Genomic DNA, 25,207 nt, shown 5'->3' on the forward strand with positions numbered 1-25,207 from the left:
GGTAAGTAACCTGATTTACTGACTTTCTTTTTGAACCATCCGACTCTGAACACCGGGGAGTGTCACTTTGAGTACCCGCTATCTGGAAAGCCTCTTCAATCCCGAGTCCATCGTCGTTATCGGTGCGTCGGAACGCCCGGACAACCTTGGTGGTATGGTGCTGCGTAACCTGCTTGGTGGCGGTTATCCGGGAAAACTGGCGGTTGTGAACCAGAGCGGCTATGACAATGTGCACGGGGTTGACTGTGTGGCCAAGGTGTCACTGCTCGATTTCAGCCCGGATCTGGCGATCATCTGTACGCCGCCGGAAACCGTACCCCGAATGGTGCGGACCCTCGGCGACTACGATGTTCGTACCGCCATCGTCATGACCGGCGGTATGTCCCGTACCCACAGCAAAACCGGCCAGCCACTGATGTATTCGGTGCGCGATGCCGCCCGGGAAACCGGTATCCGGGTGCTGGGTCCCAACACGATCGGCCTGATGGTTCCGGCCCGGCACCTGAACGCCACCTATGCCCACATGGGGGCGATTCCCGGCCGTGTGGCCTTTGTTGGCCAGTCCGGTACCATCGCCAGTTCGGTCATTGACTGGGCTTTTGCCCGGGGGGTGGGGTTCTCCTATTTCCTGACCCTGGGCGATGGCATGGACATCGGCCATGATGACCTGATCGATTATCTCGCCCAGGATACCCAGACCCGGGCGATCCTGTTGCACATGGAGAACATCCCCAACCCCCGCCGGTTCATGTCGTCGGTCCGGGTGGCGTCCCGTACCAAACCGGTGATCGCGGTCAAATCCGGGCATGTACCGGAATCGGAGTGGATTCCGCACCAGTTGCCGGCGGGCATCAAACGCAGCGACCCGATCTACGATGCCATGCTGCAGAGAGCCGGTGTGCTCCGGGTGGACGGTCTGGGCCAGATGTTTGATGCTCTGGAAACCCTGACCCGGATGCGCCCGCTGCGCCGTGAGGCCCTGGCCATCATGGCCAACGGTGTTGGCCCCGGGGTGCTGGCAGTGGATCGCCTGGCAGACCTGGGCGGTGAATTGGCGGAGCTGTCCCAGAACAGCATTGATGAGCTGGCGGAGCTGCTGCCACCCTACTGGACCCGTAAAAACCCCATCGACCTGAACTACGACGCCTCGCCGGAGGTGTACGCCCGGGCAATCAAGATTCTTGCCCGGGACAGCAACGTGGCAAACCTGCTGGTGATGTACTCCCCCACGCTGACCGGCAACAGCCTGGAGATCGCCAATGCGGTGGTACAGGCGGCGCGGGGCACGCGGCTTAATGTGTTCACCTGCTGGCTGGGCCAGAGCACGGTCATGGATTCCCGGGATGAGTTCTATCGGGCGGGCCTGCCGTCGTTCTTCAGCCCGGAAAAGGCGGTGATGGCATTCATGCAGCATGTGCGTCACCAAAGGGTCCAGCGACTGCTGACGGAAACCCCGGAATCCTTTACCGATCATTTTGCCGACCGGGGGCAGACCCGTGCCCTGGTGGCAAGAGCACTGCATCACGGGCGCATGCACCTGTCCAATCGTGAGGCCCGCCGCGTCGTCCGTGATTACGGCATTAACACCATCGAAACCGCCTACTGCGATGACATGGAAGAGGTGCTTGAGGTGTTCGCGATTGAGCGCCGGCCCATTGATGTCACCGTCATTCACGAGAAAGCCTGTTACCCCTTCCTCGACCTCAGCCCGACCCAGCGACGTTACAAGGGCACCATCAAGAAGCTGAACAGTGAGCAGGCCATCATGGACGGTTGCCGCTATCTGCTGGATGAGTATCAGGAGCACTTCCCGGACAGCGGTTTCCTGGGCTTTTCGGTGCAGCACTCGTACCAGCACGTCGGCGGTATTGAATTCAGCGTCGGCATCACCCGCGACGAGGTGTACGGCCCGCTGGTGGTCTGCGGTGCCGCCGGCGCCCAGATCAATGTCATGACTGACCGACAGATTGCCCTGCCACCCCTGAACATGGTGCTGGCCCGGGAACTGCTGCGGCGGACCTACATGTACAAGCTGCTCCGGGAGCACAGCCTGAGGCCGGAAGAGGATATCCGGGCGGTGTCCGAGACGCTCGTGACTCTGTCCCAGATTGTCATCGATATCCCCGAAATCCGGGGCCTGGAAATTTCCCCGCTGCTGTTCAACGATCAGGGCGCGGTGGCGGTCAACGTGGCCATTGATCTGGACGACCGACCGGGCAAACCGATCATTCAGCCCTATCCGAGGGAGTTGGAAGAGTGGATCGTGCTGCCCCGTTCCGGCCGCCGGGTGATTATCCGGCCCGTGCTGGCGGAGGATGAGCCGGCCCATCGGAAATTCCACGAATACCAGTCACCGGAGTCGATCCGGTACCGCTTCTTCCAGTACCGAAAACACTTCACCCGCGAAGACGTGGCGCAGATGGTGCAGATCGACTATGACCGGGAGATGGTGTTCATCGCCAACGCGCCCCGGGAAGACGGGGAGGGTGAAGAGACGCTGGGCACGGTACGCACCTGGACCGACGCCGACAATCTCCGCTGCGAATTCGCCGTGATGGTGGATGACCGGATGAAAGGCGAGGGGCTGGGCGTCAAACTGATGCAGAAGATGATCGATTACTGCCGTGCCCGGGGCACCATGGAAATGGTCGGGAACGTGCTGGCGGATAACCGGCCGATGCTGCAACTGGCGGAGCATCTGGGTTTTGACATCAAGTACAACCCGGATGAAGAAGTGATGGATCTGCGGCTGGTGCTCAATGAGCCGGAAAAAGACTGGCAGCGTGAGCGCCTGGGTAAGGGGGGAGGCCATATCTAGCCTCCCCACGGCCGGATCAGTCTTCCTCGACAATCGCCGAGCGGTCTTCGCCGCCCAGGGCCTCCAGCAGGCCCGGAATCATCCGTGACAGCTCCAGGGTCATCAGGGTGAAGGCCGCGTCGAATTTGGCGACGGCGTCGTCCTTGTCCACTTCATCCAGCTGGTCCTGAAGCGTTTCCCCGAACTTCAGCCGCCGGATACCCAGCTCTTCGTCCAGGACGAACGACAGGCTGTCGTCCCAAGTCAGGGCCAGACGGGTAACCTGCATGCCGGCATCCAGGTGGTTGCGGATTTCGTCCGCCTTCAGGTCCAGCCCCTTGCAACGCACCACACCACCGTCTTCCGACGGGTCTTTGAGTTCGCACTCACTGCCCAGTTCGATGGTTGTCGGGTGCTCCACGGTTTCGTTCAGCCAGCCAGTGAAGGTGAACGCAGGCGACTGTTCCACGGCGGGTGGCCGCACAGGTAGCGAGCCCAGGCTCTTGCGCAGGGTCGAGGCCAGATCCTCGGCCTGTTTGGAGGAGCCTGCGTCCACCACCAGCAGTCCGTCTTTCGGCGACAGGTAGGCATAGCAACGGCGGTTGCGGGAAAAGGCCTGAGGCAGCATTTCCAGCATCACCTGTTCCTTGATTTCGTCCTTTTCCTTGCGGCGGACCTTGCGGCCCTGATCCGTCTCGATCGCCTCGGCCCGTTCTTCGACGGCTTCTTTAACAACGGGGCCGGGCAGAATTTTCTCTTCCTTGCGCAGGGCGATCAGGTGGCACCCGTTGGCGCTGTGCACCAGTTGTTCACCATGCTTGCCCAGCGGTGGCACCCAACCCTGCCGCATGGTTTCCTGCGGTCCGCACGGCTTGAAAGCATCTTCCTGCAACTGCTCTTCCAGGGCTTCAGCCGAGATATCAAAGGGTTTGGTAAAACGGAAAACTCTGGCGTTTCGGAACCACATGAATGGGCGTCCTTGTTGTCAGTTCAGCGGAGAAGGTGAAAAGGGGAGGGGATGATACGGCCGCCAGCAGCGGCCGTAAAGTGACGGGTGTGTCGTCAGATCTGGATAACCTCGACCAGCACGGTCTTGATGATAAAACCCACGACGCCGGCGCCCAGTACAGTGAAAAGCGCAAAGGTGCCAAATTTGCCGGCACCGGACTTCTTGGCCAGATCCCATACGATGAAACCCATCCATCCAATCAGCGTGGTCAGAAAGACCGCCAGGGATATCTGGGCAAAAATTGCTTCGTTCATTACTGCTCCACGGTTTAACAGTTTTGGTTAATTGGCCAGAGCCGGCTCACTGTTCGTCGCGCAGGAAAACCCAGTTATTGTTATCGGAATGCTCGGAGCTGAAGTAATAGCCTTCGAGATCAAACCCTTTGAGGTCTTCGGCGTCGGTAATCCGGTTCTGGATGGCGTAACGACACATCAAGCCGCGGGCCTTTTTAGCGTAAAAGCTGATCATTTTGTATTGGCCGTTTTTCCAGTCCTTGAACTGGGGCGTGATGAGCCGGGCATCCAGCTGCTTTTTTTGTACGCTCTTGAAGTACTCGTTGGATGCCAGGTTGACGAGTACCTGATCGTCATCGGCCAGCAGGCCGTTCAATGCTTCTGTCAGGCGGCTGCCCCAGAAGGCATAGAGATCCTTGCCACGGTGGTTTTCAAACCGGGTGCCCATTTCCAGGCGGTACGGTTGCATCAGGTCCAGGGGTTTGAGCAGGCCGTAGAGTCCCGAGAGGATACGAAGATGCTTCTGGGCGAACTCGAAATCCTCTTCACTGAACGATGCGGCGTCCAGGCCGGTGTAGACGTCACCCTTGAAAGCCAGCACCGCCTGCCGGGCGTTATCCAGAGTGAACGGTGTGTGCCAGTTCTGGAAGCGTTCGGCGTTCAGTTGCCCCAGCTTGTCGCTGATCGACATCAGGTTGCTGACCTGGTGCGGTTCGAGTTCCTTGAGCTGGTCAATCAGCTCGCAGGCGTCGTCCAGAAAGTCGGGCCGGGTGTGATTTTGTGTGGCCAGCGGGCTCTCATAATCCAGCGTCTTGGCGGGGGAGATGATCATCAGCATGTCAGCGGATCCTCATTGCAGAAACGTCAGTAACTGATCCCTGGTAAAGGGCCAGTCCAGTTCCGCACCGGTGTCGTTACGTCGCAGCACGGGAATGCGTGTGCCGTATTGTTCCACCAGCTTTTCGGACTGGGCTATATCGACCACATCCACCGGAATCGGTTCCGGCATCGGTGTGTTTACCAGCAGGGACTCGGCCAGTTCACACAGGTGGCACTGGGCGGTGGTATAAAAAAGCAGTTCCATTACGTCTTGGGTTGCGCGTCGATCTGCTGGCCGTGGATGGCCTTGCTGTCCGGCCCCATCAGGTACAGGTAGACCGGCATCAGGTCCTCGGGTTCCGGGTTCTTTTTCGGGTCCTCGGCCGGGTAGGCCAGGGTGCGCATGGCCGTGCGGGTGGCGCCCGGATTCAGGCTGTTGACCCGGATGGCATTGCGCTCATCGTCCAGCTCGTCAGCCAGCAGCTGACTGAGTCCTTCCACGGCGAACTTCGACACGGCATAGGCGCCCCAGTAGGCCTTGGCGTGCCGGCCAACGCCGGAGGAGGTGAAAATCATGGAAGCGTCGTCGGACTTGCGCAGCAGCGGAATCATGGCCCGGCTGAGCAGGAATGGTGCCGTGGAATTTACGTGCATTACCTTGGCCCAGGTTTCCGGGTTATACAGTTCTACCGGGCTGCGTGACCCGAGAATACCGGCGTTGTGCAGCAGACCATCAAGGTGACCGAAGTTTTCTTCAATGGTCATGGCCAACTCTTCGTAGTCCTTGACCGCCGCACTTTCGAAGTTCATCGGTACGATGGCCGGCTTGGGATGCCCGGCTGCCTCGATTTCGTCATAGACCTCTTCGAGGCGGGCAACGGTGCGACCCAGCAGGATGACCGTGGCGCCGTGGGCAGCGTAGGCTTTTGCTGCGGCCCGGCCAATGCCACTGCCGGCGCCGGTCACCATGATGATCCGGTCTTTCAGAAGATCGGCGGGTGCCTCGTAGGCCCGGTAATCTTGCATAACCTGTCTCCGTATTCGGGATGGCCGGCCGGTTGGCCGGTGGTGAGGTAATGGCGCGGTATTATAACAGGTTTGCCAGATCCGCGACTGTGTCTGCAATCTGGTCGGCTTGCCACAGGTCAATGGTCTCCGGCTGCTCGATATAGCCGTAGCGAACCGCGATGGTACGCATGCCGGCGTTCCTGCCCGCCTGAATATCGCGCTCATGGTCGCCTACGTAAACGGCTTTGGCCGGGTCAGCGCCGATCTGACGGCTGGCCAGCAAAAGGGATTCCGGGTGTGGCTTGCGCTCGGCTACGTGATCCGGGCAGACCAGGGCACTGCAGCGTTCGGCCAGGCCGAGGGCTTCCATCAGAGGCGTTGCAAAACGTGCCGGCTTGTTGGTGACAATGCCCCAGGGGATGGCGCGCGCTTCGAGGGTCTCCAGCAGTGCCGGCATGCCCTCGAACAGTCGGGTTTCCACCGCGATGTTCTGTTCGTACAGGTCAAGAAACGCCGTATGGTGTTGCAGGTAGTCATCGTCGTCCGGTTCCAGGCCGAAACCGATCCGAACCATGGCCCGGGCGCCGTTGGAGACCGAACGCCGGATGGTTTCAGGCGGCAGGGCAGGAAGGCCGGACTGCTCACGTAGCAGGTTCAGACACCGGATGAAATCCGGTGCCGTATCAATCAGCGTGCCGTCGAGATCAAACAGTACTGCTGAGGGGCGGGCATCAGTCTTCACGGCTGTCCCGGGCATGCATCAGGTAATTGACGTCAACATCACGGCCGAGCTTGTACGACTTGGTGACCGGGTTGTAGGTCATGCCGGTCAGTTCGCAGATTTCCAGGCCGGCCCGTCGCAGGTGATCTGACATTTCAGACGGCCGAATGAACTTCTTCCACTCATGCGTGCCCTTGGGCAGGATCTTGAGCAGGTATTCCGCGCCGACAATGGCGAACAGGAATGACTTGGGGTTGCGGTTGATGGTGGATACAAACAGGTGGCCGCCGGGCTTAAGCAGGGCGGCGCAGGCTTTGATGATGGAGGCCGGGTCGGGTACGTGCTCAAGCATCTCAAGGCAGGTGACCACGTCGTACTGGCCGGCGTGGTCCGGGTCCCGTGCCAGATCTTCGACGGTGACCTGCCGGTAGTCTACTTCAACGCCGGATTCCATACTATGCAGTCTGGCCACGGACAGTGGCGCTTCGCCCATGTCGATTGCGGTAACGTGAGCGCCCCGCAGGGCCATACCCTCGGACAGGAGGCCGCCGCCGCAGCCAACGTCCAACACACGCTTTCCGGCCAGGGCAACCCGTTCGTCGATGAAGTTCAGACGCAGCGGGTTGATATCGTGCAATGGCTTGAACTCGCTGGTCGGATCCCACCAGCGGCTGGCCAGCGCCTCGAACTTGGCAATCTCTTCACGGTCTACGTTCTGGTTGGTCATGGGTCTGCTACCTGTAAAGGTTAACTGAGAATCTGGTTGCGCCACTCGCTGACCCGCAACATCAGGTCCGGCATGTCGATGCGGGTCAGGCGGCCATCCTGAAGCTGGGGAATGCCATGAATCCAGCTGTGGGTCACCGCCCGGCCATGATTGCTGTAAACGAGGTGGGAGGCAGGATCATACACCGGCTGGAGGAATGGATCACTCAGGTCGACGGCAATCAAGTCTGCCAGCTTGCCGGGCACCAGCGATCCCAGTTCGTGCTCCATGCCCAGCGCGCGGGCACCGTTCAGCGTGGCCATGGCGAGGGCCTGGTGGGCCGACAGGGCAGCGGCATCGTCGGCTATAACCTTGCCAATCATGGCGGCGGTTTTGAGCTCGCCGAACAGATCGAGATCGTTGTTACTGGCAGCACCGTCGGTGCCGATGGTGATGTTGAGGCCCTGATCCTTCAGGGTCTGAACCGGGCAAAGCCCGCTGGCCAGCTTAAGATTGGATTCCGGGCAATGCACGATGTGGGCTCCAGAGCCGGAAAGCTGGTGCAGGTCGGAATCGTCAATCTGGGTCATGTGCACGCACTGGGTATTGGCACCCAGCAGGCCAAGCTCCGCGAGCCGCGTGACGGGCCGCTTGCCCGTGGCTTTGAGCGATTCCTGCACTTCGAAGGCGGTTTCATGCAGGTGAATCTGCAGGGCTGCGCCGGTTTCACGGGACAGTTCCAGAGCGGCGGTCAGCGGCTGGTCTGACACGGTATAGGGGGCATGGGGGCCGATGGCCGGGATGATGTAGTCGTCGCCCTGCCATTGCTCGATCAGGTCGGCCCCCTTGCGGAGGTATTCCTCAGGACCGGAGCCCCAGGCTGTGGGCATGTCCATCAGCGGGAAACAGATCTGGGCACGCATTCCCGTGTCGTGGGCAACCTGAGCGGTGACTTCGGGAAAGAAATACATGTCCGAAAACGTGGTGGTGCCGGTCCGGAGCATTTCCGCCATGGCCAGCTTGCTGCCGTCGGCCACGAAGGACTCGCTGACAAAACGCCCCTCCGCCGGCCAGATGTGATCGTTCAGCCAGGTCATCAGTGGCAGGTCATCCGCCAGCCCCCGGAACAGTGACATGGCGGTATGGCCGTGCAGATTGATTAGGCCGGGCAGAACCACATGCTGCCCGAGATCAATGGTTTCCTTGGTGCGGTACGTGCGGTCGGCTTCTGCCTGGGGCATCACGGCGGCGATCCGGCTGCCGTGCAGGATGACCGCCTGATGCTCCAGTACGGTACCGAAGGGCTCCATCGGAATTACCCAGCGGGCGTTGATCCGGGTATCGGCTGCGTTGATGGTGTCTGCCGTCATGCACTTGCCTCGGGTCGTGGCGCTGCGAGTGGCGCCTGAAATGACAGAAAGCCTTTTGTCTGTATCCGCAGGGCTCTCCGGCGGGAAGTATAACCAGCCACTTGGGGCATAACTACCCCGGGATTCGGTGTTGCCCCCTTAAAACCCCGGCGGAGTTTGTGATTCGATAACGCTATACTTGCTTTCCATTTTTCGACCGGGAGTTTTCTATGGTTCACCGCAACCACGCCAAGGGATCCATCGGCACCGTTCCCATGCGCTGGCACGGCGATCGACTGGAGTTGCTGGACCAGCGCCTGTTACCGGGCGAGGAACACTGGATTACTGCCGATGGGGCGTCGGCGGTGGCCCAGTGCATCACCGACATGGTGGTGCGCGGTGCTCCGGCTATTGGCATAACTGCGGCCTACGGTGTGGCGCTGGCCGCGCGCCATGCCGGCGCTGGCGACTGGAAGTCCGAGGTGGAGCAGGCAATTCGGGAACTGGCCGCTTCCCGGCCGACGGCGGTCAATCTGTTCTGGGCGCTTGAGCGGATGGACGGGGTTTTCCGCGACTGCGATGCTCTGGACGAAGCCACCCGACGGTTGGCCGCCGAGGCGCAGGCCATCCACGAAGAGGATCTTGCCGCCAATCTGGCGATGGCCGGTCATGCTCTGGATGTTATGAACCCCGAGCGGCCGTTAACCGTTCTGACCCACTGCAACACCGGCGCGCTCGCCACAGGTGGCTATGGCACCGCACTGGGGGTGATTCGTCGTTTGCACGAGGAGCGCCTGCTCACAGTCGTGCATGCCGATGAAACACGTCCCTGGCTGCAGGGGAGTCGTCTGACGGCCTGGGAGCTGGCCCGGGATGGTATTCCCGTGATGCTGAATGCCGACGGCGCGGCAGCCGCACTGATGGCCCGGGGACAGGTGGACTGGATTGTGGTGGGCGCGGACCGCATTACCGCAAACGGAGATGTCGCCAACAAGATCGGCACCTACAGTCTGGCGGTCCTGGCGCGCCACCATGGCGTTGGCTTCATGGTGGTAGCGCCATCCAGCACTGTGGATATGGCCATGGCTTCCGGTGAGGAGATTCCGATTGAAGAGCGGGACGGTATCGAGTTGCGTGAAATCCGGGGTGTGCCTGTCTCTCCGGACGGCGTACGGGTTTTCAATCCGGTCTTTGATATGACTCCGGCCCATCTGATTGATGCCATTGTCACCGAGAAAGGCGCGGTGAGAAACCCGAACATCACGGGGATGCAGTCACTGTTTGGGGCTTGCAAGGGGTAGACTGATCAGGCCCGCTCTTGGGAGCGGGCCATGGGTCTCACTGAGGGCCGGCCTGTGCTGCCAGACGGCTGGACTGTTCAATGGAGGCCATGTGGCGATCCAGTTCCACCAGATCGGCCATGATCTGACCGCCTTCGCGGATGACAAAGTCCGATTCGGCATCGGTGCTGTCCGGATTGGCCGCTTCCTGTTCCTGCCAGTCTTCCAGCTCGTCCAGTGATTCAAAGGGCTCATCACCGCGAAGTTCCCGGCGGGCGTTGGTGATGGCCAGGCGGGTATTCTCGATCTGATCGTAATGCTCGCGGCGCTTCTCCGGATTCAGGCTTACGTAGTCCATCTGGCGCTGCTTCTTCAGGAACTCAATCTCCTTCTGCAGCAGCTTGAATTCCGGGTTGGTGTCAAAGCGTTCGCTGTGGCGCTCGCGCAACTCCGGAATAACCGCGCTGAAATCGAAGTAGCGGGTGTGGGGGACGGACTCGATCTGATCCCAGGGCAGGGCGTGATCCAGTGCATCCTCACCAATACGGGTCTTGTCGATCCGCGAGGGAATTTCGATATCCGGAATCACGCCCTTGTGCTGGGTGGAACCGCCGGAAACCCGGTAGAACTTGGACTGGGTGATCTTCAACTGGCCGTGATTGAGCGGCCGGACGGCCTGGACGGTGCCCTTGCCGAAGGTCTGCGAGCCCACCACCAGGCCACGGCCGTAGTCCTGAATGGCGCCGGCGAAGATTTCCGAAGCTGACGCACTCATCCGGTTGACCAGAACCACCAGAGGGCCGTCGTAGGCTACGGTCGGGTCTTCGTCCTCAAGAACCTGGACTTCGTTCTTGGCGTTTCGGATCTGGACGGTCGGCCCCTGATCGATGAACAGTCCAACCAGGTCGTTGGCTTCATGGAGAGCGCCGCCGCCGTTATTGCGGAGGTCGATGACAATGCCCTCGATGCCGTCACTCTCCAGTTCCTCGATCAGTTTGCGAACATCCCGGGTGGTGCTTTTGTAGTTGGGGTCACCAGCCTGCATGGCCTGGAAGTCGGCGTAAAAGGTGGGAATGGTGATCACGCCGATTTGGCGGGGCTCGCCACCGCGCTCCAGCTCAATGACGCTTTTGCTGGCGCTCTGTTCCTCAAGCTTGACCTCGTCACGCTGGATGGCAATGGTGCGGGTGACGGTTTCGTCAGTGGCATTTGCGGGAATGACCTCGAGGGTGACCACGGAATCCTGGGGGCCACGGATCAGGTCGACGACCTCGTCGAGGCGCCATCCGATCACATTCACCGGCTTCTCGTCGTCCTGGGCCACTGACACAATGCGGTCTGCTGGCTGCAGCTGTCCCTGTTTGGAGGCAGGGCCGCCCGGGACCAGGCGAACGACCTTGGTGTATTCATTATCGGATTGCAGTACTGCACCAATGCCTTCGAGAGACAGGCTCATATTGATGTTGAAGTTTTCCGAGGTGCGCGGGGAAAAATAGGAGGTATGCGGGTCCCACATGCTGGTAAACGCATTCATGTAGGCCTGGAACGCATCCTCACTGCGAGCCTGATAGGCCCGCTTGAGTTGGCCTTCGTAGCGACGGCGCAGGTTCTCTTCAATGCTGCTATCCTCGGTGCCGTTCAGCCGCTGTGACAGGACTGCGTTTTTGATCCGCTTGCGCCACAGGGTGTCCAGTGCAGCCTGGTCAGCCTCCCAACTGGCATCGGTGCGATCGAGAAGGATTTCCTCGTCGGTGCTGAAGTCCAGGTTATCTATGCCCTGATCAAGTAGACCGAGGGCAAACTCCAGGCGGTCGATGATGCGTTGCTGGACCAGGTTGTAAACATAGAAACCGGGTTGAAGCTGTCCGGTGCGCAAGGCCGGCCCAAGCATGTCCCGGATGTCTGCCATGGCATCAATGTCTTCCTGGGTCAGGTAAATGCGCTGGCCGTCCAGGTAGTCCAGGTAGGAGTGGAACACGTCATCGGAAAGATCATCACTGATGCCCAGGTCCCGGAAGTGGGTGAACTGCAACTGCCGGGCAATCAGTATATTGGCCCTTGCCTGGTCAATGGTCGGGGATACCGGCTGGTATTCATCCGGCACCTCGACCTTGGCTTGTGGGCCGGGGAAGCCGGGAAGCAGCAGGGCCAGAGCCAGTACTGAGCAGGCCCCCGCCTTACCAATGGCTGAAAACAGGGGCCTTTGGCCCGCGAAGTGTTCCGCAATACTCATAGAAAGATACCTGGCGTGTTGGCAAGACGGGCTTGACCGTCCGCGTCGCAACCGTGACTGGTCAATTTATTGTAGGCAACCGCTACATTGGTTGCCACAGATCTGCCGCTGTGCTTCGTGACAATCTGTCCATGACAGCGGGCATCAGTCGGCCTGGTTCAGCGCCTCCAGGGCGCGGCTCAGTCGTCCGGCGTATTCAGCGGTGGCATCTTCCAGGCCTGGCAGCAGGCACCAGTGGGCAACCAGTTTTTCGAGCTCCTCAAGCGGGCTGGATGCCGAACTGCCGGCCCCCATACCCTGTGCCAGTCGCTCTACCTGAAGCTCCATCCTGCGGCCCTGATCTTCCGCTGGCGTGTCCGCACCGGCCAGGATTTCTGCCCGGATAACGAGATCTCGGGCATTGATCGCCTCGTTGCGATTAACCAGTCGCGGCCAGTGATCCGGGGCGCCCTGAACAGTTTCCTGGGCGCTGGCGCGTGCTTCTATCAGGGTTTGCCAGCCGGCAATGCGGGCGCTCAGTTCGCGGCTGCGAACCAGCTTGTTCACCTGCTGGCACAGTTGCTGTACCTGCTGTCGCATGTCGTTGCCCAGCGGAGTGGCATCGGCTCTGGCCAGGGCTTCCCGGGCCTGCTGCAGGGTGATGTCATCAGAGCCGGTATGAAGGTTAGCGTACTGCCGGAGCAGTTCGCGGGCTGCTTCATCGGCTTCCTCGCTGGCTCTTTGTCGGTTCGAGCGATGCGCCTCACGACGCGCGAAAATGTCGTCGCAGGCCCGGCGGAATGCTTTCCAGAGCTTTCTGTCTTCCCGGTGACGGGTGATGCCCACAGCTTTCCACTGACTCTGAAGAGCCTTGGCCTCATCCATCGCTTCCTGCAAAGGCTCGTGATCCACGAGGGCCTGAGCCTTTTCGACGATGTCCTTTTTCAGGGCTTCGTTTTTCTGGCGTTCCTCGTTCAGCGGGCGCTCCAGCTGTTTCAGCAGGCTGTCAAACCGTTTCTGAACCTGGCGGTTGTCGCGAAAATCAATGGGCCAGGCTTCTTTCCATTCCTGCCGGGCGGTCTGGTGGATCTGCTCAGCGGCCTTCCAGTCGATCGTGTCCCAGTCGGCTTCCTCGACGAACGCGGCGAGCTGGTCACAGATGGCCTGGCGTTTCTCCAGGTTGGTTTTCTTGAGGTCGGATTTGGCCTCGAAGTAGGCCTTGCAGGGCTCGTAGGCGCGATCCGACGCCGACTTGAAGCGTTCCCACAGCGGCCGGTTGGAAGAACCGCCCAGGTCCCGCCACTCATTCTGAAGTTCCTTGATGCGCTCGGCCTTGGCTTCCGGTTCCATGGGCTGCTCGGCCAGATACTCCATCTGCTCGCACAGGGACACCTGCTTGGGTTCGGTGGCGAACCCCTGCCAGTCGTCCAGTTCCCGGAACTGCCCTGCAAGCAGGTGCATGCGCGCCTGGAATTGCCGGCGTTGCCCCGGCTGCAGTTTCTGGAACAGGTTTTGCGCCTGCTTCAGCAGCTGTCTGGATTCCCTGTGCTGTTTGGTGTCCAGGGCGGCGTCCAGGGCGGCCAGTGTCTGCGCCAGTTCATCAACGAGGGCCTTGAGCTTTTCCCGGTCGATCGCTGGTGTTGGCTCTGGTGTGGGGACTTTGCCGGCCAGTTCCTGCAGATGAATCAGTGACTGGGGCTGGCGGAACCCTTCCGGCCAGGTCAGGTCTTTCAGGAGGGCGCTGGCAATGGCTGGCTGTTGCGCCGGTTCGGATAGCTCGATTTCAGCCAGACGTGTGCGTGCCTGTTCAAGCTGGCGGACGGCGCTGAGATAACTGCGCAGGCTCTGCATGGCCTGCTCGTAGTTCTTCTGCTCGTTTTTCTCGACGTGAGTGTCGCGTGTGGCCTCCAGCCAGCGATTTTCCTGGGTTTTCTGGAGGGCATCCAGGGCAGAGGGGGAGGGTGTTTCCCCGGTTTCACCGGATTTAAGGTCCTCAAGCGTTCTCTGTAACAGGGCCAGGGTTTCGTGACGTTGCCCGGCCTGGTCCCGGTGTCTCTGTTCTTCCTCCCGCGCTTCCTGCAGTTGCTGCAGGCGTGCCCGGCATTGGTGAACAGCCTCCAGGAACGCCTGGGTCTGTTCTGTTGAAGCCTTGTCCTCTACGGTTTTCCAGCTCTCCAGCAGAGCTTCCAGTCTGGCCTGGTAGAGCTTGGTATCCTCGCTGATCGCCTGTTCTTTGACCTGGGCAATCAGGCGGGCCAGTTTTTCCTGGTTGGCGGCTTCTTCACTCTGTTGTTCGCGAATCGCCTGCAGCGTCTGCTTGACGGTCTGGTATACGCCTTTGTCACGGCCCTTGGCGAGTTTCTGAACCTGCTGAAGCAGCGCCTCGTCTGCCAGCTGCCGGGCCGCCTCCAGCCGAATGGCGGCTGTAACACCGTCCGTTGCCAGTTCTGCCAGGGTCTCCGGGCTCGGCTGGGAGGCCAGTAACTCGCTTTGTTGCTGGCGCTGATTATCGCGTTTTTCTTCTGTTTCCTGCCGACTCGATTCAGAGGGTTCCGGGGCGCTCGGGTGTTTGACGGGAGTTGCCTTGCGGGTTTTGAAAAGTTTCTGAATGAATGCGGCCATATAAAGTATCCTTCGGCATTGAAACCAGTCTGCGGTGGCGGCAGAGTGCCAGGCCACCGGCCTTCAGCACGTTTGGGTGCCGGGCGGTCGTAAGAATCGGACGCTAGTCTAGCGTCTTGCACCTCCATGCGGAAAGGGGCGATATGTCAAAACCGGAAAAACAGGAAGATCCCGAATACCGGGCCCGATCGCTGGCGCTCCGGTTGCTCGCAAGGCGTGAGCATTCCCGACAGGAATTGGCCATGAAGCTGCGCCAGAGACGCCTTCCCCAGGAAATCATCGAGACGGTGCTGGATGAATACGAGCGTGAGAACTGGCTGGATGATGCGCGCTTTGCGGATGTGTTTGCACGACAGCGGATGGACATGGGGTACGGCCCGGTCCGCATTCTGGCGGAACTGCAGCAGCGGGGCATTGGGCAGAAGCCTGCCGCTTTGCAGGAGGTAACCGAGGAAGAGTGGTGCGCACGGGCGGTGAAAGCCCGGGAGAAGCGGTTTGGTCTGCAGCCGGTCGATGACGATCTGAAGCTTAAAATGAAGCAGGTCCGGTTTTTGTCCCAGCGGGGTTACTCGGGTACGCAGGTGGAGTGGGCGCTTGAGCAAACGGCGCCTGTGGATGACCGCTAGTTACAGTGTGGGGGGAATCGGCCCAAGCTCAGAGGGCACCAGGTCGTTCGGCGCAGCCTTGGCGGCCAGGGTTTCGTCCTCTGCTTCCGGAGAATCGGTTTCCAGCCAGGCCAGTTCACCATCCATTTCGGCGGTGCCTGGCAGGTGGGATTCGGTCAGCCTGACCAGAACATCAAAATAACGCCGGATATTCTGGACGTAAATCACCGGCTCGTATCCTCTGGCGTAGCCGAAACGGGTTTTTGAATACCATTCCTTCTGCGCCAGCAATGGCAGGAATTCTTTTACGTCCATCCAGCGGTCCGGGTCCTTGCCTGCCGATTGTGCCAGGCGCCGGGCATCCTCCAGATGGCCAAAGCCGACATTGTAGGAGGCCAGGGCGAACCAGGTTCGGTCCGGCTCGGGAATCCGCTCGGGAATCTTGTCGCGAACCCGGATGAAATAGCGGGCGCCACCTTCAATGCTTTCTTCCGGGTTCAGGCGGTTGTTGATGCCGACATGGCGGGCGGTCGCCTGGGTCAGCATCATCAGGCCACGAACGCCAGTGGGGGAAACCGCGTTGGGGCGCCAGTGGGATTCCTGGTAACCAATAGCCGCGAGCAGTCGCCAGTCCAGGCTGGTTTCACGGGCGTAGAGCTCGAACAGGTCCTTGTAGCGGGGAAGCCGGTTCTCCACGTGATGCATGAAGGTCCGGGCGCCGACATAGTTCAGCCGGTCCAGGTGGCCGTAGAAGCGTTCACGGATCTGGGCGAGGGCGCCGCTGCCGCGCATCTTTTCCATGAACCCGGTCAGGGCATTGTACAGCGTGCCATCCTGTTCTTTCGGGAGCAGCCATACCAGTTCACGGGGTTCGTTAAGCGCAAACCCTTTTTTGACCATCGGGAAGAAAACCTGGTTCAGCTCCATTTCATTGGAGGCCACCACGGCGTAGCTGAAATCCCCGCTTTCGACTCGAGCCAGCAGGCCGGCCGCGTCGAGCCCGGGGTGAACTTTCGGGATCGGTCCGGGGGCGTCCGGTGTGTCGGCCAGCAGGAACTCATGATTGCTGTCGGCCAGCATGTGCAGGGTTTCACCGCGCAGTTCCTCCAGCGACCGGGGGCGCGGGGCTTCCCGGTTATAGATCACCAGCGACTGGGCCTTGATGCCGGTCGGCACCGTGCGGAATTGCTCACTGATGGGTTGCTGGTCTGTCAGCCCCGACAGGCCGATGTGGGCGTAATTATTGGACAGGACGGACAGGACCTCGGAGTTGTCGTCGGCAACGCGGATCCGTAGCTCAACCCCCAGATCCTCCGCGAACTGGCGAAGCAGCTGATAGTCATAGCCGCTGGCGCTGTCTTCCTGCTGGTAATAAATAGAAGGGGCGACGCGGGTAATGACGTGCACAACGCCTTCGTTACGAATTTCCTGCAGGGTGCTCGGGCGCGAGCAGCCTGCCATCGCGATCGCAGTGATCACGATAAGCGCCACCAGAAGGTGTCTGATTGGTGTGTGGCAGGAAATCGCTGGCAAGTCGATATTCTCCGGTGCTCTAAGCGGTAATCCGGTTTCGGGTGTGCAGCCTTCATGTCGTCAGCATGGGCGCACTGGTGAGTAATATGGGGTAATGATCACCTCATGGAAGGGGGAGGTCAATTAATCCCCTCAATCAACCTTCGAGAGGGCATCAATAGTACGGATTGTACCTGCAGTCTCTGCGCTGTATCCCGGGGGTGGTTTCCGGTATCATTGCCGCCTTTCAGACGACCCCCGTTTCGCGCGATACAGGTTGATATCATGCTTGAACTTCGCGGCGCACCCGCGCTCTCGCCTTTCCGTTCCCGCAAGCTGCATTCCCGGATCCACGAACTGGTTCCGAATGTGACGCATGTCTACGCCGAGTTCATGCACTTTGTGGATCTCGATGACGAACTCTCCGATTCCGAACAGGCGGTGCTGGACCGGCTGCTGACCTATGGGCCCAGTGTCGAGGTGGAAGAACCGGAAGGTGTGCTGTTTCTGGTTGTTCCCCGCCCGGGTACGCTTTCGCCCTGGTCCAGTAAGGCCACTGACATCGCCCGCAACTGCGGTCTTCGTCAGATCCACCGGATTGAGCGGGGTGTTGCCTATTACATCCGCTCCGGCAGCAAGCTTGGCCTGGAACAGCGGGAACAGATCGCCGCACTTCTCCATGACCGGATGACCGAGAAAGTTTTCCACGAAATGGGCGGTGCCGAACTGCTGTTCAGTCGGGAGGAGCCCCGGACCCTGAACCGTATCGGTGTGCTTGCCGGCGGCCGTGACGCGCTCGAGGATGCCAACGCACGGCTTGGCCTGGCGCTGGCGGACGATGAAATCGATTACCTGGTGACGTCTTTCAAAAACCTTGACCGGGACCCGACGGACGTGGAGCTCATGATGTTCGCCCAGGCGAACTCCGAGCACTGCCGCCACAAGATTTTCAATGCCTCGTGGGATATTGACGGCGAAGCGCAGGAAAAGTCCCTGTTCGCCATGATCCGCAATACCTACGAGATGAACCGCGAAGGCGTGCTTTCGGCGTACAAGGATAACGCCTCGGTCATTGCCGGCAGCGAGGCGGGACGGTTTTTCCCGGATTCCGAAACCGGTGTGTACGGCTACAACAAAGAGCCGATCCACATTCTGATGAAGGTGGAAACCCATAATCATCCGACCGCCATTTCCCCGTTTGCCGGCGCCGCCACCGGTTCCGGTGGCGAGATCCGGGATGAGGGCGCCACCGGGCGCGGTTCCAAGCCCAAGGCCGGCCTGACCGGGTTTACCGTTTCGAACCTGAACATTCCCGGGGACGAGCAGCCCTGGGAAATCGGTTATGGCAAGCCGGAGCGCATCGCCTCGCCGCTGGACATCATGATTGATGGCCCCATTGGTGGTGCTGCCTTTAACAACGAGTTTGGCCGGCCCAACCTGGCCGGTTACTTCCGCACCTTTGAGGAAAAGGTGCCCGGTGCCGCCGGAGAGGAAGTGCGCGGCTATCACAAGCCGATCATGATTGCCGGCGGGCTTGGCAATATCCGTGAATCCCACGTCGAAAAAGGCCATATTCCGGCAGGCGCGCGCCTGATTGTGCTGGGTGGGCCATCCATGCTGATTGGCCTGGGTGGCGGTGCGGCCTCTTCCATGGATTCCGGTTCCAGTCACGAGAATCTGGATTTTGCGTCGGTTCAGCGTGGTAACCCTGAAATGGAGCGCCGGTGTCAGGAGGTGATTGACCGGTGCTGGCAGATGGGCGACGACAACCCGATCTGCTTTATCCATGATGTTGGCGCCGGTGGCCTGTCAAACGCCATGCCGGAACTGGTCAAGGACGGTGGTCGTGGCGGCAAATTCGAATTGCGTGACATTCCCAGCGATGAGCCGGGCATGTCGCCCCTGGAGATCTGGTGTAACGAATCCCAGGAACGGTACGTCATGGCGGTTGCCGAGGACGATCTGGATGCGTTCGACGCACTCTGTCGCCGTGAGCGTTGCCCTTACGCCGTAATTGGCGAGGCCACCGAGGCGCATCATCTGGAACTGGCGGATGCCTATTTCAACGACAAGGCGGTCGACCTGCCAATGGACGTGCTTTTCGGCAAGCCGCCGCGGATGCACCGCAGCGTTGAACGCTCCTCCTTTACCAAGCCCATCTTCGATTCCACCAAGGTGGATCTCCACGATGCGGTGCGCCGTGTCCTGAGATTGCCGTCGGTCGGGTCAAAAAGCTTCCTGATTACCATCGGGGATCGCACGATCACAGGTCTGGTCGCACGGGATCAGATGGTCGGGCCCTGGCAGGTGCCGGTCAGTGATGTAGCTGTGACGGCCGCCTCGTTTGACACCCTCAGTGGCGAAGCCATGGCGATGGGTGAGCGCACGCCCGTTGCGGTGATCGATGCGCCGGCTTCTGGCCGGATGGCGGTTGGCGAGGTGATCACCAACCTGGCGGCGGCACCGATCAGCCAACTCTCCGATATTCGCCTGTCTGCCAACTGGATGGCGGCAGCAGGCCATCCCGGCGAGGACGAAAACCTCTATGAGACGGTTCGTGCGGTTGGCATGGACCTGTGCCCGAAGCTGGGTATTACCATTCCGGTCGGTAAAGACTCCATGTCCATGAAGACCGCCTGGGAAGAGGACAATGGTGAACAGAAAAGCGTGACCGCGCCCCTGTCGCTGATTGTCAGTGGTTTTGCCCCGGTTACCGAGGTTACCCGCACGCTCACGCCCCAGTTGCGGACCGATGCTGGTGAGACAGACCTGATTCTGATTGATCTGGCAGCCGGGCAGAATCGCCTGGGTGGGTCGGCACTGGCGCAGGTGTATCGCCATGTTGGCGCCGTCGCACCGGATCTTGACGACCCCGAGGATATCAAGGCGTTCTTTGCCGTGATCCAGGGCCTGAACGCCGACGGCAAGCTGTTGGCCTACCATGACCGTTCCGACGGTGGTCTGTTCGTCACCCTCGCTGAGATGTGCTTTGCCGGCCATACCGGCGCCGACATCAAGCTTGATGGTCTGGCAGAAGACAGCAGTCAGTTTGCCCGTGAGCTGTTCAATGAGGAGCTTGGTGCGGTTATCCAGGTTCGTCGTGATGATACCGGGTTTGTGCTCCAGCAGTTCTCTGGAGCCGGTCTGGGTGACCATATCAGCGTGATCGGTGGCCTGAATGACAAGGACCGGCTGCGGCTGACCTTCATGGGCGACTCGGTGATTGATGAACCCCGCAGTGCTCTACAGCGGCTTTGGGCTGAGACCAGTTATCGCGTCCAGTCCCTGCGTGATAACGCCGACTGTGCCCTGGAAGAATACGACAACCTGCTGGATGAGGCCGATCCCGGTCTCAGTGCGGATCTGTCCTTCGATCTCAATGAGGACGTCGCGGCACCTGCGATTGCCACAGGCGTACGGCCGAGGGTGGCTGTGCTGCGGGAGCAGGGCGTTAATGGCCAGGTCGAGATGGCGGCAGCCTTCGACCGTGCCGGATTTGATGCCGTGGACGTGCATATGAGCGATCTGCTGTCCGGCCGGGTTACCCTGGAAGGATTCCAGAGCCTGGTAGCCTGCGGTGGCTTCTCCTATGGTGACGTACTGGGCGCCGGAGAAGGATGGGCCAAATCCATCCTGTTCAACGACCGCGTACGCGACCAATTTGCGGCGTTTTTCAACCGTCAGGATACGCTGGCGCTGGGTGTCTGTAACGGCTGCCAGATGCTGTCAAACCTGCACGAACTGATTCCGGGCAGCATCGGCTGGCCCCGGTTTGTCCGGAACCAGTCTGAGCAGTTTGAAGCGCGTTTCGTAATGGCGGAGGTGCCTCAGTCGCCGTCGGCCTTCATGGAAGGCATGGCCGGTTCCCGGATGCCCATTGCGGTGGCCCATGGTGAGGGTCGCATTGAGCTGGCTTCCGGCAACTCCGCCCAGGCTCTGGCCGATAACGGTCTGGTTGCGTTGCAGTATGTTGATAACCGTGGCCAGGTAACCACCCGCTATCCGTACAACCCGAATGGCTCTGAGCAGGGCATTGCCGGTGTGACCAGCCAGGACGGGCGCGTCACTATTATGATGCCGCACCCGGAGCGGGTGTTCCGTGCGGCCCAGCATTCCTGGAGGCCGGATGGCTGGCAGGAAGGCGGCCCCTGGCTGAGGATGTTCCGTAACGCCCGGCGCTGGCTCGGCTGATCGGCGCCAGCTCCGGTCCGAAACCGGCCACGGTTGTCCCCCGGCGGGGCAGTCTGGCCGGTTTTTTTATGCCTGTAAGGAAACAGGGTGCAGGCATGCGCCGGATAAATTAGGCTTCAGGTGCGTTTTCAGTGGAAAAAAATGCTTGGCGAGGGGCTGTCAAGGGGTTGATCTTGCAATTTATGCACATTCCTGGTGCCAGTTTGGTGAATCAGCGTCCAAAGATCGAACACGCCGTTCAGTTTTTGGGCGCTATTTGTAACTATCTGAAAATAAAAGCTTTATTTAAGTGGGCGAATTTGTCGCCAATTTGAGTTAAGGTCAGTAATCACGGGGCTTCAGGAACGATTCCCAAAAACTTTCCCCAAAGTTATCCACAGATTTTGTGGGTAACTTTGGAAATTCCAGTATTGAGCAAAAGTTGATCGAAATGAGGGGTGAAATGTACAAGCTGAGTTACTTTGTGCCCGAAAGTCATCTCGACCAGACCAAGCGGGCTTTGTTTGAAGCCGGTGCCGGAAAGATCGGCGACTACGACAGCTGTGCCTGGCAGTGCCAGGGGCAGGGGCAGTTTCGGCCTCTGGCGGGCAGCGATCCTTTTCTCGGCAGTGCCGGAGAGCTTGAGAAGGTCAGTGAATACAAGGTGGAACTGGTCTGCGAGGATGGCCTGATTCACTCAGCGCTGGCCGCGCTGAAGGCGGCACACCCCTATGAGGAGCCCGCCTACGAGGTCTATCGGATAGAAGATCTGTAGCGGTCCTCGGGGCGGATGGCACTGATATGGACCTGGTACTGTTCGGAATGCATGTCTTCCAGAAAGAGCTCGAGTGTTTTACGTACGGTCGGAAAAGACAGTTCCTGCCAGGGGATGTCTTCTGGCAGGAACAGTTGTGACTCGAGGGACTCCTCGCCTGCACCGAAGGTGCCATCCATCAGGGTTGCCCGGTAGAACATGTGCACCTGATTGATGTGGGGGACATCAATGATCGAGTACAGCCCGTGTATGTCGACTTCGGCCAGGGCTTCTTCCCGTGTTTCACGAGCTGCAGCTTCAACGGTTGTCTCGGCGTTTTCCATGAAGCCCGCCGGCAGGGTCCAGTATCCATACCGGGGTTCTATGGCACGTCGGCATAGCAGGATTTTCCCCTCCCAGACCGGAACGGTGCCCGCCACGATGTTGGGATTCTGGTAATGTATGGTGTCGCAGTTCGGGCATACAAAACGATGCCGGTTATCTCCCTCTGGAATCCGCTGTTCCACCGGGTGTCCGCAGGTGCTGCAATAATTCATAGTTTTCCCCGTATACTGAAGGAGTTAATTGTAGACTCCTTAATCAAGGGCTTCTGAAACCATTATCAGGCCAGTTTAACCATCTGGAGTAGTTGTGTCTCATTCAACCTTGGTCTCGAACCGGAGCGGCAAGTGCGGGAGCTTCTGACTGCAAAGCTGGCCGGTTACTCACCCCGCCTGCTAGCGCTGGACTATCCGGAAGCCGGCATTCTGGTGCCTTTAACGGACGACCGGGATAATCCCGAGATGATCTTCACGCTCCGGTCCGCCAACCTGAATACCCATCGGGGGCAGGTCGCTTACCCCGGAGGCAAGCGGGACCCTGGTGATCGTTCCCTGGAAATGACCGCTTTGCGGGAGACCCATGAGGAGATCGGCCTGCCGCCGGACCAGGTGCAGATTGTCGCGCCGCTGAGTCAGGTGATTTCCCGCTACGGTATTCTGGTGACACCCTACGTTGGTGTTGTGCCCGCCGATCATCCGCTTGAGCCCAACCCGGAGGAAATTGAAAGTGTCTTCCGGGTGCCGGTGTCTTTCTTTCTTGAGGATCGCCGCGAGCGGACGGACGCCCTGAGTTTCCTTAACGATACCTACTACGTGCCCTGTTACCGCTGGGAGCGTTTCCAGATCTGGGGGTTGTCTGCGGTGGTTCTGGTTGACTTCCTGAATGCCGTGTACGATGCCGGGATCGATTTGCTGGAGCCCCCGGGAGGAAACTGACGTGTTCTATGAACTGGAAAACCGGCGTCCGGAGCTGGTTGGCGACGGACAGTTTGTTGCGGACAACGCAACCGTGATTGGCAGTGTACGACTGCTGGAGCATAGCAGCGTCTGGTTCAATGTGGTGATCCGTGGTGATAACGATGTGATCACGGTGGGGCCCGAGAGCAACATCCAGGATGGCTCGGTGCTGCATACCGATCCCGGAATCCCGCTCGACATCGGACGCGGTGTCACGGTCGGTCACAAGGTTATGCTGCACGGCTGTCAGATCGGTGACTTCACGCTGGTTGGTATTAATGCGGTGGTGCTTAATGGCGCGAAGATCGGCCGGCATTGCCTGATCGGCGCCAACACGCTGGTGCCAGAGGGTATGGAGATTCCTGACGGCTCCATGGTGGTTGGCTCGCCGGCAAAGATCAAAAAGCAGCTGACTGACCAGCAGATGAAAATGCTGGAGATGAGTGCTGCCCATTATGTCCAGAATGCGGCGCGCTATAAGGCCCAACTGAAACGCTGTGAGCCTGTCCATGAGCATGAATGACAAAGTCCGCTCGCCCTGCGTGGCCGTATGCGCGCTGGACGAGAATGATATGTGTATCGGGTGCCAGCGCACGGGTGATGAAATCCTTTACTGGACCCGGATGACAAACGAGGAGCGCAGGGAGGTCCTGCGTAAAGTGGCGGAAAGGGAAAAAAAGGTGGCCCTCTGACATGACAGACAGTAATTCTGCACGCATCGGTACGCCGTTGTCGGATAACGCGTTTCGGGTGCTGTTCTGCGGTGCCGGCGAGTTGGGTAAGGAAGTGGTCATTGAACTTCAACGCCTTGGCGTGGAAGTGATCGCGGTAGACCGTTATGAGAATGCGCCGGCAATGCAGGTGGCCCATCGAAGCCACGTGATCGACATGCTCGATGCCCATGCGCTCCGCTCGGTTGTCGAACGCGAAAAGCCGAACCTGATTGTTCCGGAAATCGAAGCCATTGCCACGCCTGAACTGGTCAAACTGGAAGGCGAGGGCTATCAGGTGGTGCCGACCGCCCGTGCGGTCAATCTCACCATGAACCGGGAAGGTATCCGCAGGCTGGCCGCCGAGGAACTGCAATTACCCACTTCTGCGTACCGTTTCGCCAGCAATCGGGAGGAATACCTCGCCGCTGTTGAAGCGATTGGTTATCCATCGGTCGTCAAGCCGGTCATGAGTTCGTCTGGTAAAGGACAGAGTGTTCTTAAAAGCGCCGCCGATGTCGAAGCAGCCTGGGATTACGCCCAGAGTGGTGGGCGCGCCGGGAAGGGGCGCGTCATCGTCGAAGGTTTTGTTGAATTTGACTATGAGATTACGCTGCTGACAGTCAGTCACTGCAATGGTATTTCGTTCTGTGCACCGATTGGCCACTACCAGGAGGATGGTGACTACCGGGAATCCTGGCAGCCGCATCCGATGACGAGCCTCGCTCAGGAGCGGGCGGAAAAAATTGCACGGTCAGTGGTGGAAAATCTCGGTGGTTATGGCCTGTTCGGGGTCGAGCTTTTCGTCAAGGGCGATGACGTCTGGTTCTCGGAAGTGTCGCCACGTCCTCATGACACGGGCCTGGTAACACTGATCTCCCAGGGATTGTCCGAATTCGCACTGCATGCGCGCGCCATTCTGGGCCTGCCGGTTCCGGATATCCGTCAGTATGGGGCAAGCGCCTCCGCCGTTATCCTCTCCGAGGGTGAGTCCACCTCTGTCAGCTATAGCGGTCTGGCAGAGGCGTTGGAGGAACCGGATACGGAACTCCGTCTGTTCGGCAAGCCGGGTGTCAGTGGTCGACGCCGGATGGGGGTTGGCCTGGCCATTGGAGCGGATATTGCCGAGGCAAGAAAAAAGGCCTGCGCAGTGGCGAACCGGGTGCAGGTGCATCTAGACTGAGAGATCCCGGGTGGTCGCTGTGAATGTTTTCAGAAAAAATTCACAGCGCCCGTTGACACCTCAGGAGAGGTCTGTAGAATGCGCATCTCTCTTGAGGCAACCGGCCGTAAGGCGGGGTGTTTTGGGAGGTGTAACCGCTTGAATCGCTTAGTAATTTTTTTGAGGTGATTCGCAAGAAAGTGGTTGACAAGGTGGCGATTCGCTGTAGAATGCGCCCCA

The 25,207-nt window shown here is 59.7% G+C and carries 21 protein-coding genes; 9 read left to right on the plus strand and 12 right to left on the minus strand.

The features are described from left to right. The first annotated feature begins 67 nt into the window (after positions 1-67). A complete protein-coding gene (locus tag HNR38_RS16730) occupies positions 68-2,818 on the plus strand; it encodes a bifunctional acetate--CoA ligase family protein/GNAT family N-acetyltransferase (RefSeq protein ID WP_183706467.1) in 2,751 nt (916 codons plus the stop codon). A gap of 16 nt (positions 2,819-2,834) precedes the next feature. On the opposite strand, the gene rdgC is transcribed toward HNR38_RS16730, so the two are convergent. The 8 genes from rdgC to HNR38_RS16770 all read right to left on the minus strand — a co-directional run bounded on the left by rdgC (position 2,835) and on the right by HNR38_RS16770 (position 8,663). Further along, on the minus strand, positions 2,835-3,764 hold the full coding sequence (gene rdgC / locus HNR38_RS16735; protein WP_183706469.1) for a recombination-associated protein RdgC: 930 nt from the start codon (positions 3,762-3,764) through the stop codon (positions 2,835-2,837). Positions 3,765-3,859: 95 nt separating this feature from the next. Continuing rightward, positions 3,860-4,060, minus strand: a complete 201-nt coding sequence (locus HNR38_RS16740) for a DUF2788 domain-containing protein (protein WP_183706471.1) — start codon at positions 4,058-4,060, stop codon at positions 3,860-3,862. Between the two features lie 46 nt (positions 4,061-4,106). After that, positions 4,107-4,877 carry a peroxide stress protein YaaA gene (gene yaaA / locus HNR38_RS16745; RefSeq protein ID WP_183706473.1) on the minus strand — a complete coding sequence of 257 codons (771 nt, stop codon included), beginning with the start codon at positions 4,875-4,877 and terminating at the stop codon, positions 4,107-4,109. A gap of 12 nt (positions 4,878-4,889) precedes the next feature. Continuing rightward, positions 4,890-5,123, minus strand: a complete 234-nt coding sequence (locus HNR38_RS16750) for a glutaredoxin family protein (RefSeq protein ID WP_183706475.1) — start codon at positions 5,121-5,123, stop codon at positions 4,890-4,892. Then, the gene (locus tag HNR38_RS16755; RefSeq protein ID WP_183706477.1) at positions 5,123-5,884 is read right to left on the minus strand and encodes a YciK family oxidoreductase; all 762 of its coding nucleotides are present in this window, start codon (positions 5,882-5,884) and stop codon (positions 5,123-5,125) included. The genes HNR38_RS16750 and HNR38_RS16755 overlap by 1 nt, the downstream gene beginning before the upstream one ends. Before the next feature lie 61 nt (positions 5,885-5,945). After that, positions 5,946-6,608 carry a phosphoglycolate phosphatase gene (gene gph / locus HNR38_RS16760; RefSeq protein ID WP_343068349.1) on the minus strand — a complete coding sequence of 221 codons (663 nt, stop codon included), beginning with the start codon at positions 6,606-6,608 and terminating at the stop codon, positions 5,946-5,948. Then, entirely contained in the window at positions 6,598-7,314 is a 717-nt protein-coding gene (ubiG, locus tag HNR38_RS16765) for a bifunctional 2-polyprenyl-6-hydroxyphenol methylase/3-demethylubiquinol 3-O-methyltransferase UbiG (RefSeq protein WP_183706481.1), read from the minus strand. The genes gph and ubiG overlap by 11 nt, the downstream gene beginning before the upstream one ends. 20 nt (positions 7,315-7,334) lie before the next feature. Next, positions 7,335-8,663, minus strand: a complete 1,329-nt coding sequence (locus tag HNR38_RS16770; RefSeq protein ID WP_183706483.1) for a TRZ/ATZ family hydrolase — start codon at positions 8,661-8,663, stop codon at positions 7,335-7,337. A 209-nt stretch (positions 8,664-8,872) separates the two neighbouring features. Here HNR38_RS16770 and mtnA point away from each other — a divergent pair, with 209 nt between their 5' ends. Further along, positions 8,873-9,943 (plus strand): S-methyl-5-thioribose-1-phosphate isomerase, encoded by a 1,071-nt coding sequence (gene mtnA, locus HNR38_RS16775; RefSeq protein WP_183706485.1) that lies wholly within the window; start codon positions 8,873-8,875, stop codon positions 9,941-9,943. Between the two features lie 37 nt (positions 9,944-9,980). Here mtnA and HNR38_RS16780 read toward each other — a convergent pair whose 3' ends face one another. Together HNR38_RS16780 and HNR38_RS16785 are read right to left on the minus strand one after the other, a co-directional pair. Next, on the minus strand, positions 9,981-12,155 hold the full coding sequence (locus HNR38_RS16780) for a carboxy terminal-processing peptidase (RefSeq protein ID WP_183706487.1): 2,175 nt from the start codon (positions 12,153-12,155) through the stop codon (positions 9,981-9,983). 144 nt (positions 12,156-12,299) lie between these two features. Continuing rightward, entirely contained in the window at positions 12,300-14,756 is a 2,457-nt protein-coding gene (locus HNR38_RS16785) for a DUF349 domain-containing protein (protein ID WP_183706489.1), read from the minus strand. Between the two features lie 143 nt (positions 14,757-14,899). Here HNR38_RS16785 and HNR38_RS16790 point away from each other — a divergent pair, with 143 nt between their 5' ends. Next, on the plus strand, positions 14,900-15,382 hold the full coding sequence (locus tag HNR38_RS16790; protein WP_183706491.1) for a regulatory protein RecX: 483 nt from the start codon (positions 14,900-14,902) through the stop codon (positions 15,380-15,382). Here the strand turns inward: HNR38_RS16790 and mltF are convergent, their stop codons facing one another. After that, on the minus strand, positions 15,383-16,900 hold the full coding sequence (mltF, locus tag HNR38_RS16795; RefSeq protein ID WP_379919312.1) for a membrane-bound lytic murein transglycosylase MltF: 1,518 nt from the start codon (positions 16,898-16,900) through the stop codon (positions 15,383-15,385). It abuts the gene before it with no gap. A 258-nt stretch (positions 16,901-17,158) separates the two neighbouring features. On the opposite strand from mltF, the gene purL reads away from it, so the two are divergent. Together purL and HNR38_RS16805 are read left to right on the plus strand one after the other, a co-directional pair. Continuing rightward, a complete protein-coding gene (purL, locus tag HNR38_RS16800) occupies positions 17,159-21,064 on the plus strand; it encodes a phosphoribosylformylglycinamidine synthase (RefSeq protein ID WP_183706494.1) in 3,906 nt (1,301 codons plus the stop codon). A gap of 442 nt (positions 21,065-21,506) precedes the next feature. Continuing rightward, positions 21,507-21,818: a YqfO family protein gene (locus HNR38_RS16805; RefSeq protein ID WP_183706496.1), complete on the plus strand. Its 312-nt coding sequence runs from the start codon at positions 21,507-21,509 to the stop codon at positions 21,816-21,818. Here HNR38_RS16805 and HNR38_RS16810 read toward each other — a convergent pair. Then, the gene (locus tag HNR38_RS16810) at positions 21,797-22,354 is read right to left on the minus strand and encodes an NUDIX hydrolase (RefSeq protein ID WP_183706498.1); all 558 of its coding nucleotides are present in this window, start codon (positions 22,352-22,354) and stop codon (positions 21,797-21,799) included. The genes HNR38_RS16805 and HNR38_RS16810 overlap by 22 nt on opposite strands. A gap of 132 nt (positions 22,355-22,486) precedes the next feature. On the opposite strand from HNR38_RS16810, the gene HNR38_RS16815 reads away from it, so the two are divergent. Genes HNR38_RS16815 through purT form a run of 4 tightly spaced genes read left to right on the plus strand, consistent with a single transcriptional unit; the run spans position 22,487 to position 24,988 of the window. Continuing rightward, positions 22,487-23,074 carry an NUDIX domain-containing protein gene (locus HNR38_RS16815; protein WP_183706500.1) on the plus strand — a complete coding sequence of 196 codons (588 nt, stop codon included), beginning with the start codon at positions 22,487-22,489 and terminating at the stop codon, positions 23,072-23,074. A 1-nt stretch (position 23,075) separates the two neighbouring features. Continuing rightward, positions 23,076-23,618, plus strand: a complete 543-nt coding sequence (locus HNR38_RS16820; RefSeq protein WP_183706502.1) for a DapH/DapD/GlmU-related protein — start codon at positions 23,076-23,078, stop codon at positions 23,616-23,618. Then, positions 23,605-23,787, plus strand: a complete 183-nt coding sequence (locus HNR38_RS16825) for a DUF1289 domain-containing protein (RefSeq protein WP_183706504.1) — start codon at positions 23,605-23,607, stop codon at positions 23,785-23,787. The genes HNR38_RS16820 and HNR38_RS16825 overlap by 14 nt, the downstream gene beginning before the upstream one ends. A gap of 1 nt (position 23,788) precedes the next feature. Further along, complete coding sequence (gene purT, locus HNR38_RS16830; protein WP_183706506.1) at positions 23,789-24,988, plus strand: formate-dependent phosphoribosylglycinamide formyltransferase; 1,200 nt, start codon at positions 23,789-23,791, stop codon at positions 24,986-24,988. Positions 24,989-25,207 lie beyond the last annotated feature (219 nt).

The organism is Marinobacter oulmenensis (genome assembly GCF_014201735.1).
GTDB lineage: Bacteria > Pseudomonadota > Gammaproteobacteria > Pseudomonadales > Oleiphilaceae > Marinobacter > Marinobacter oulmenensis.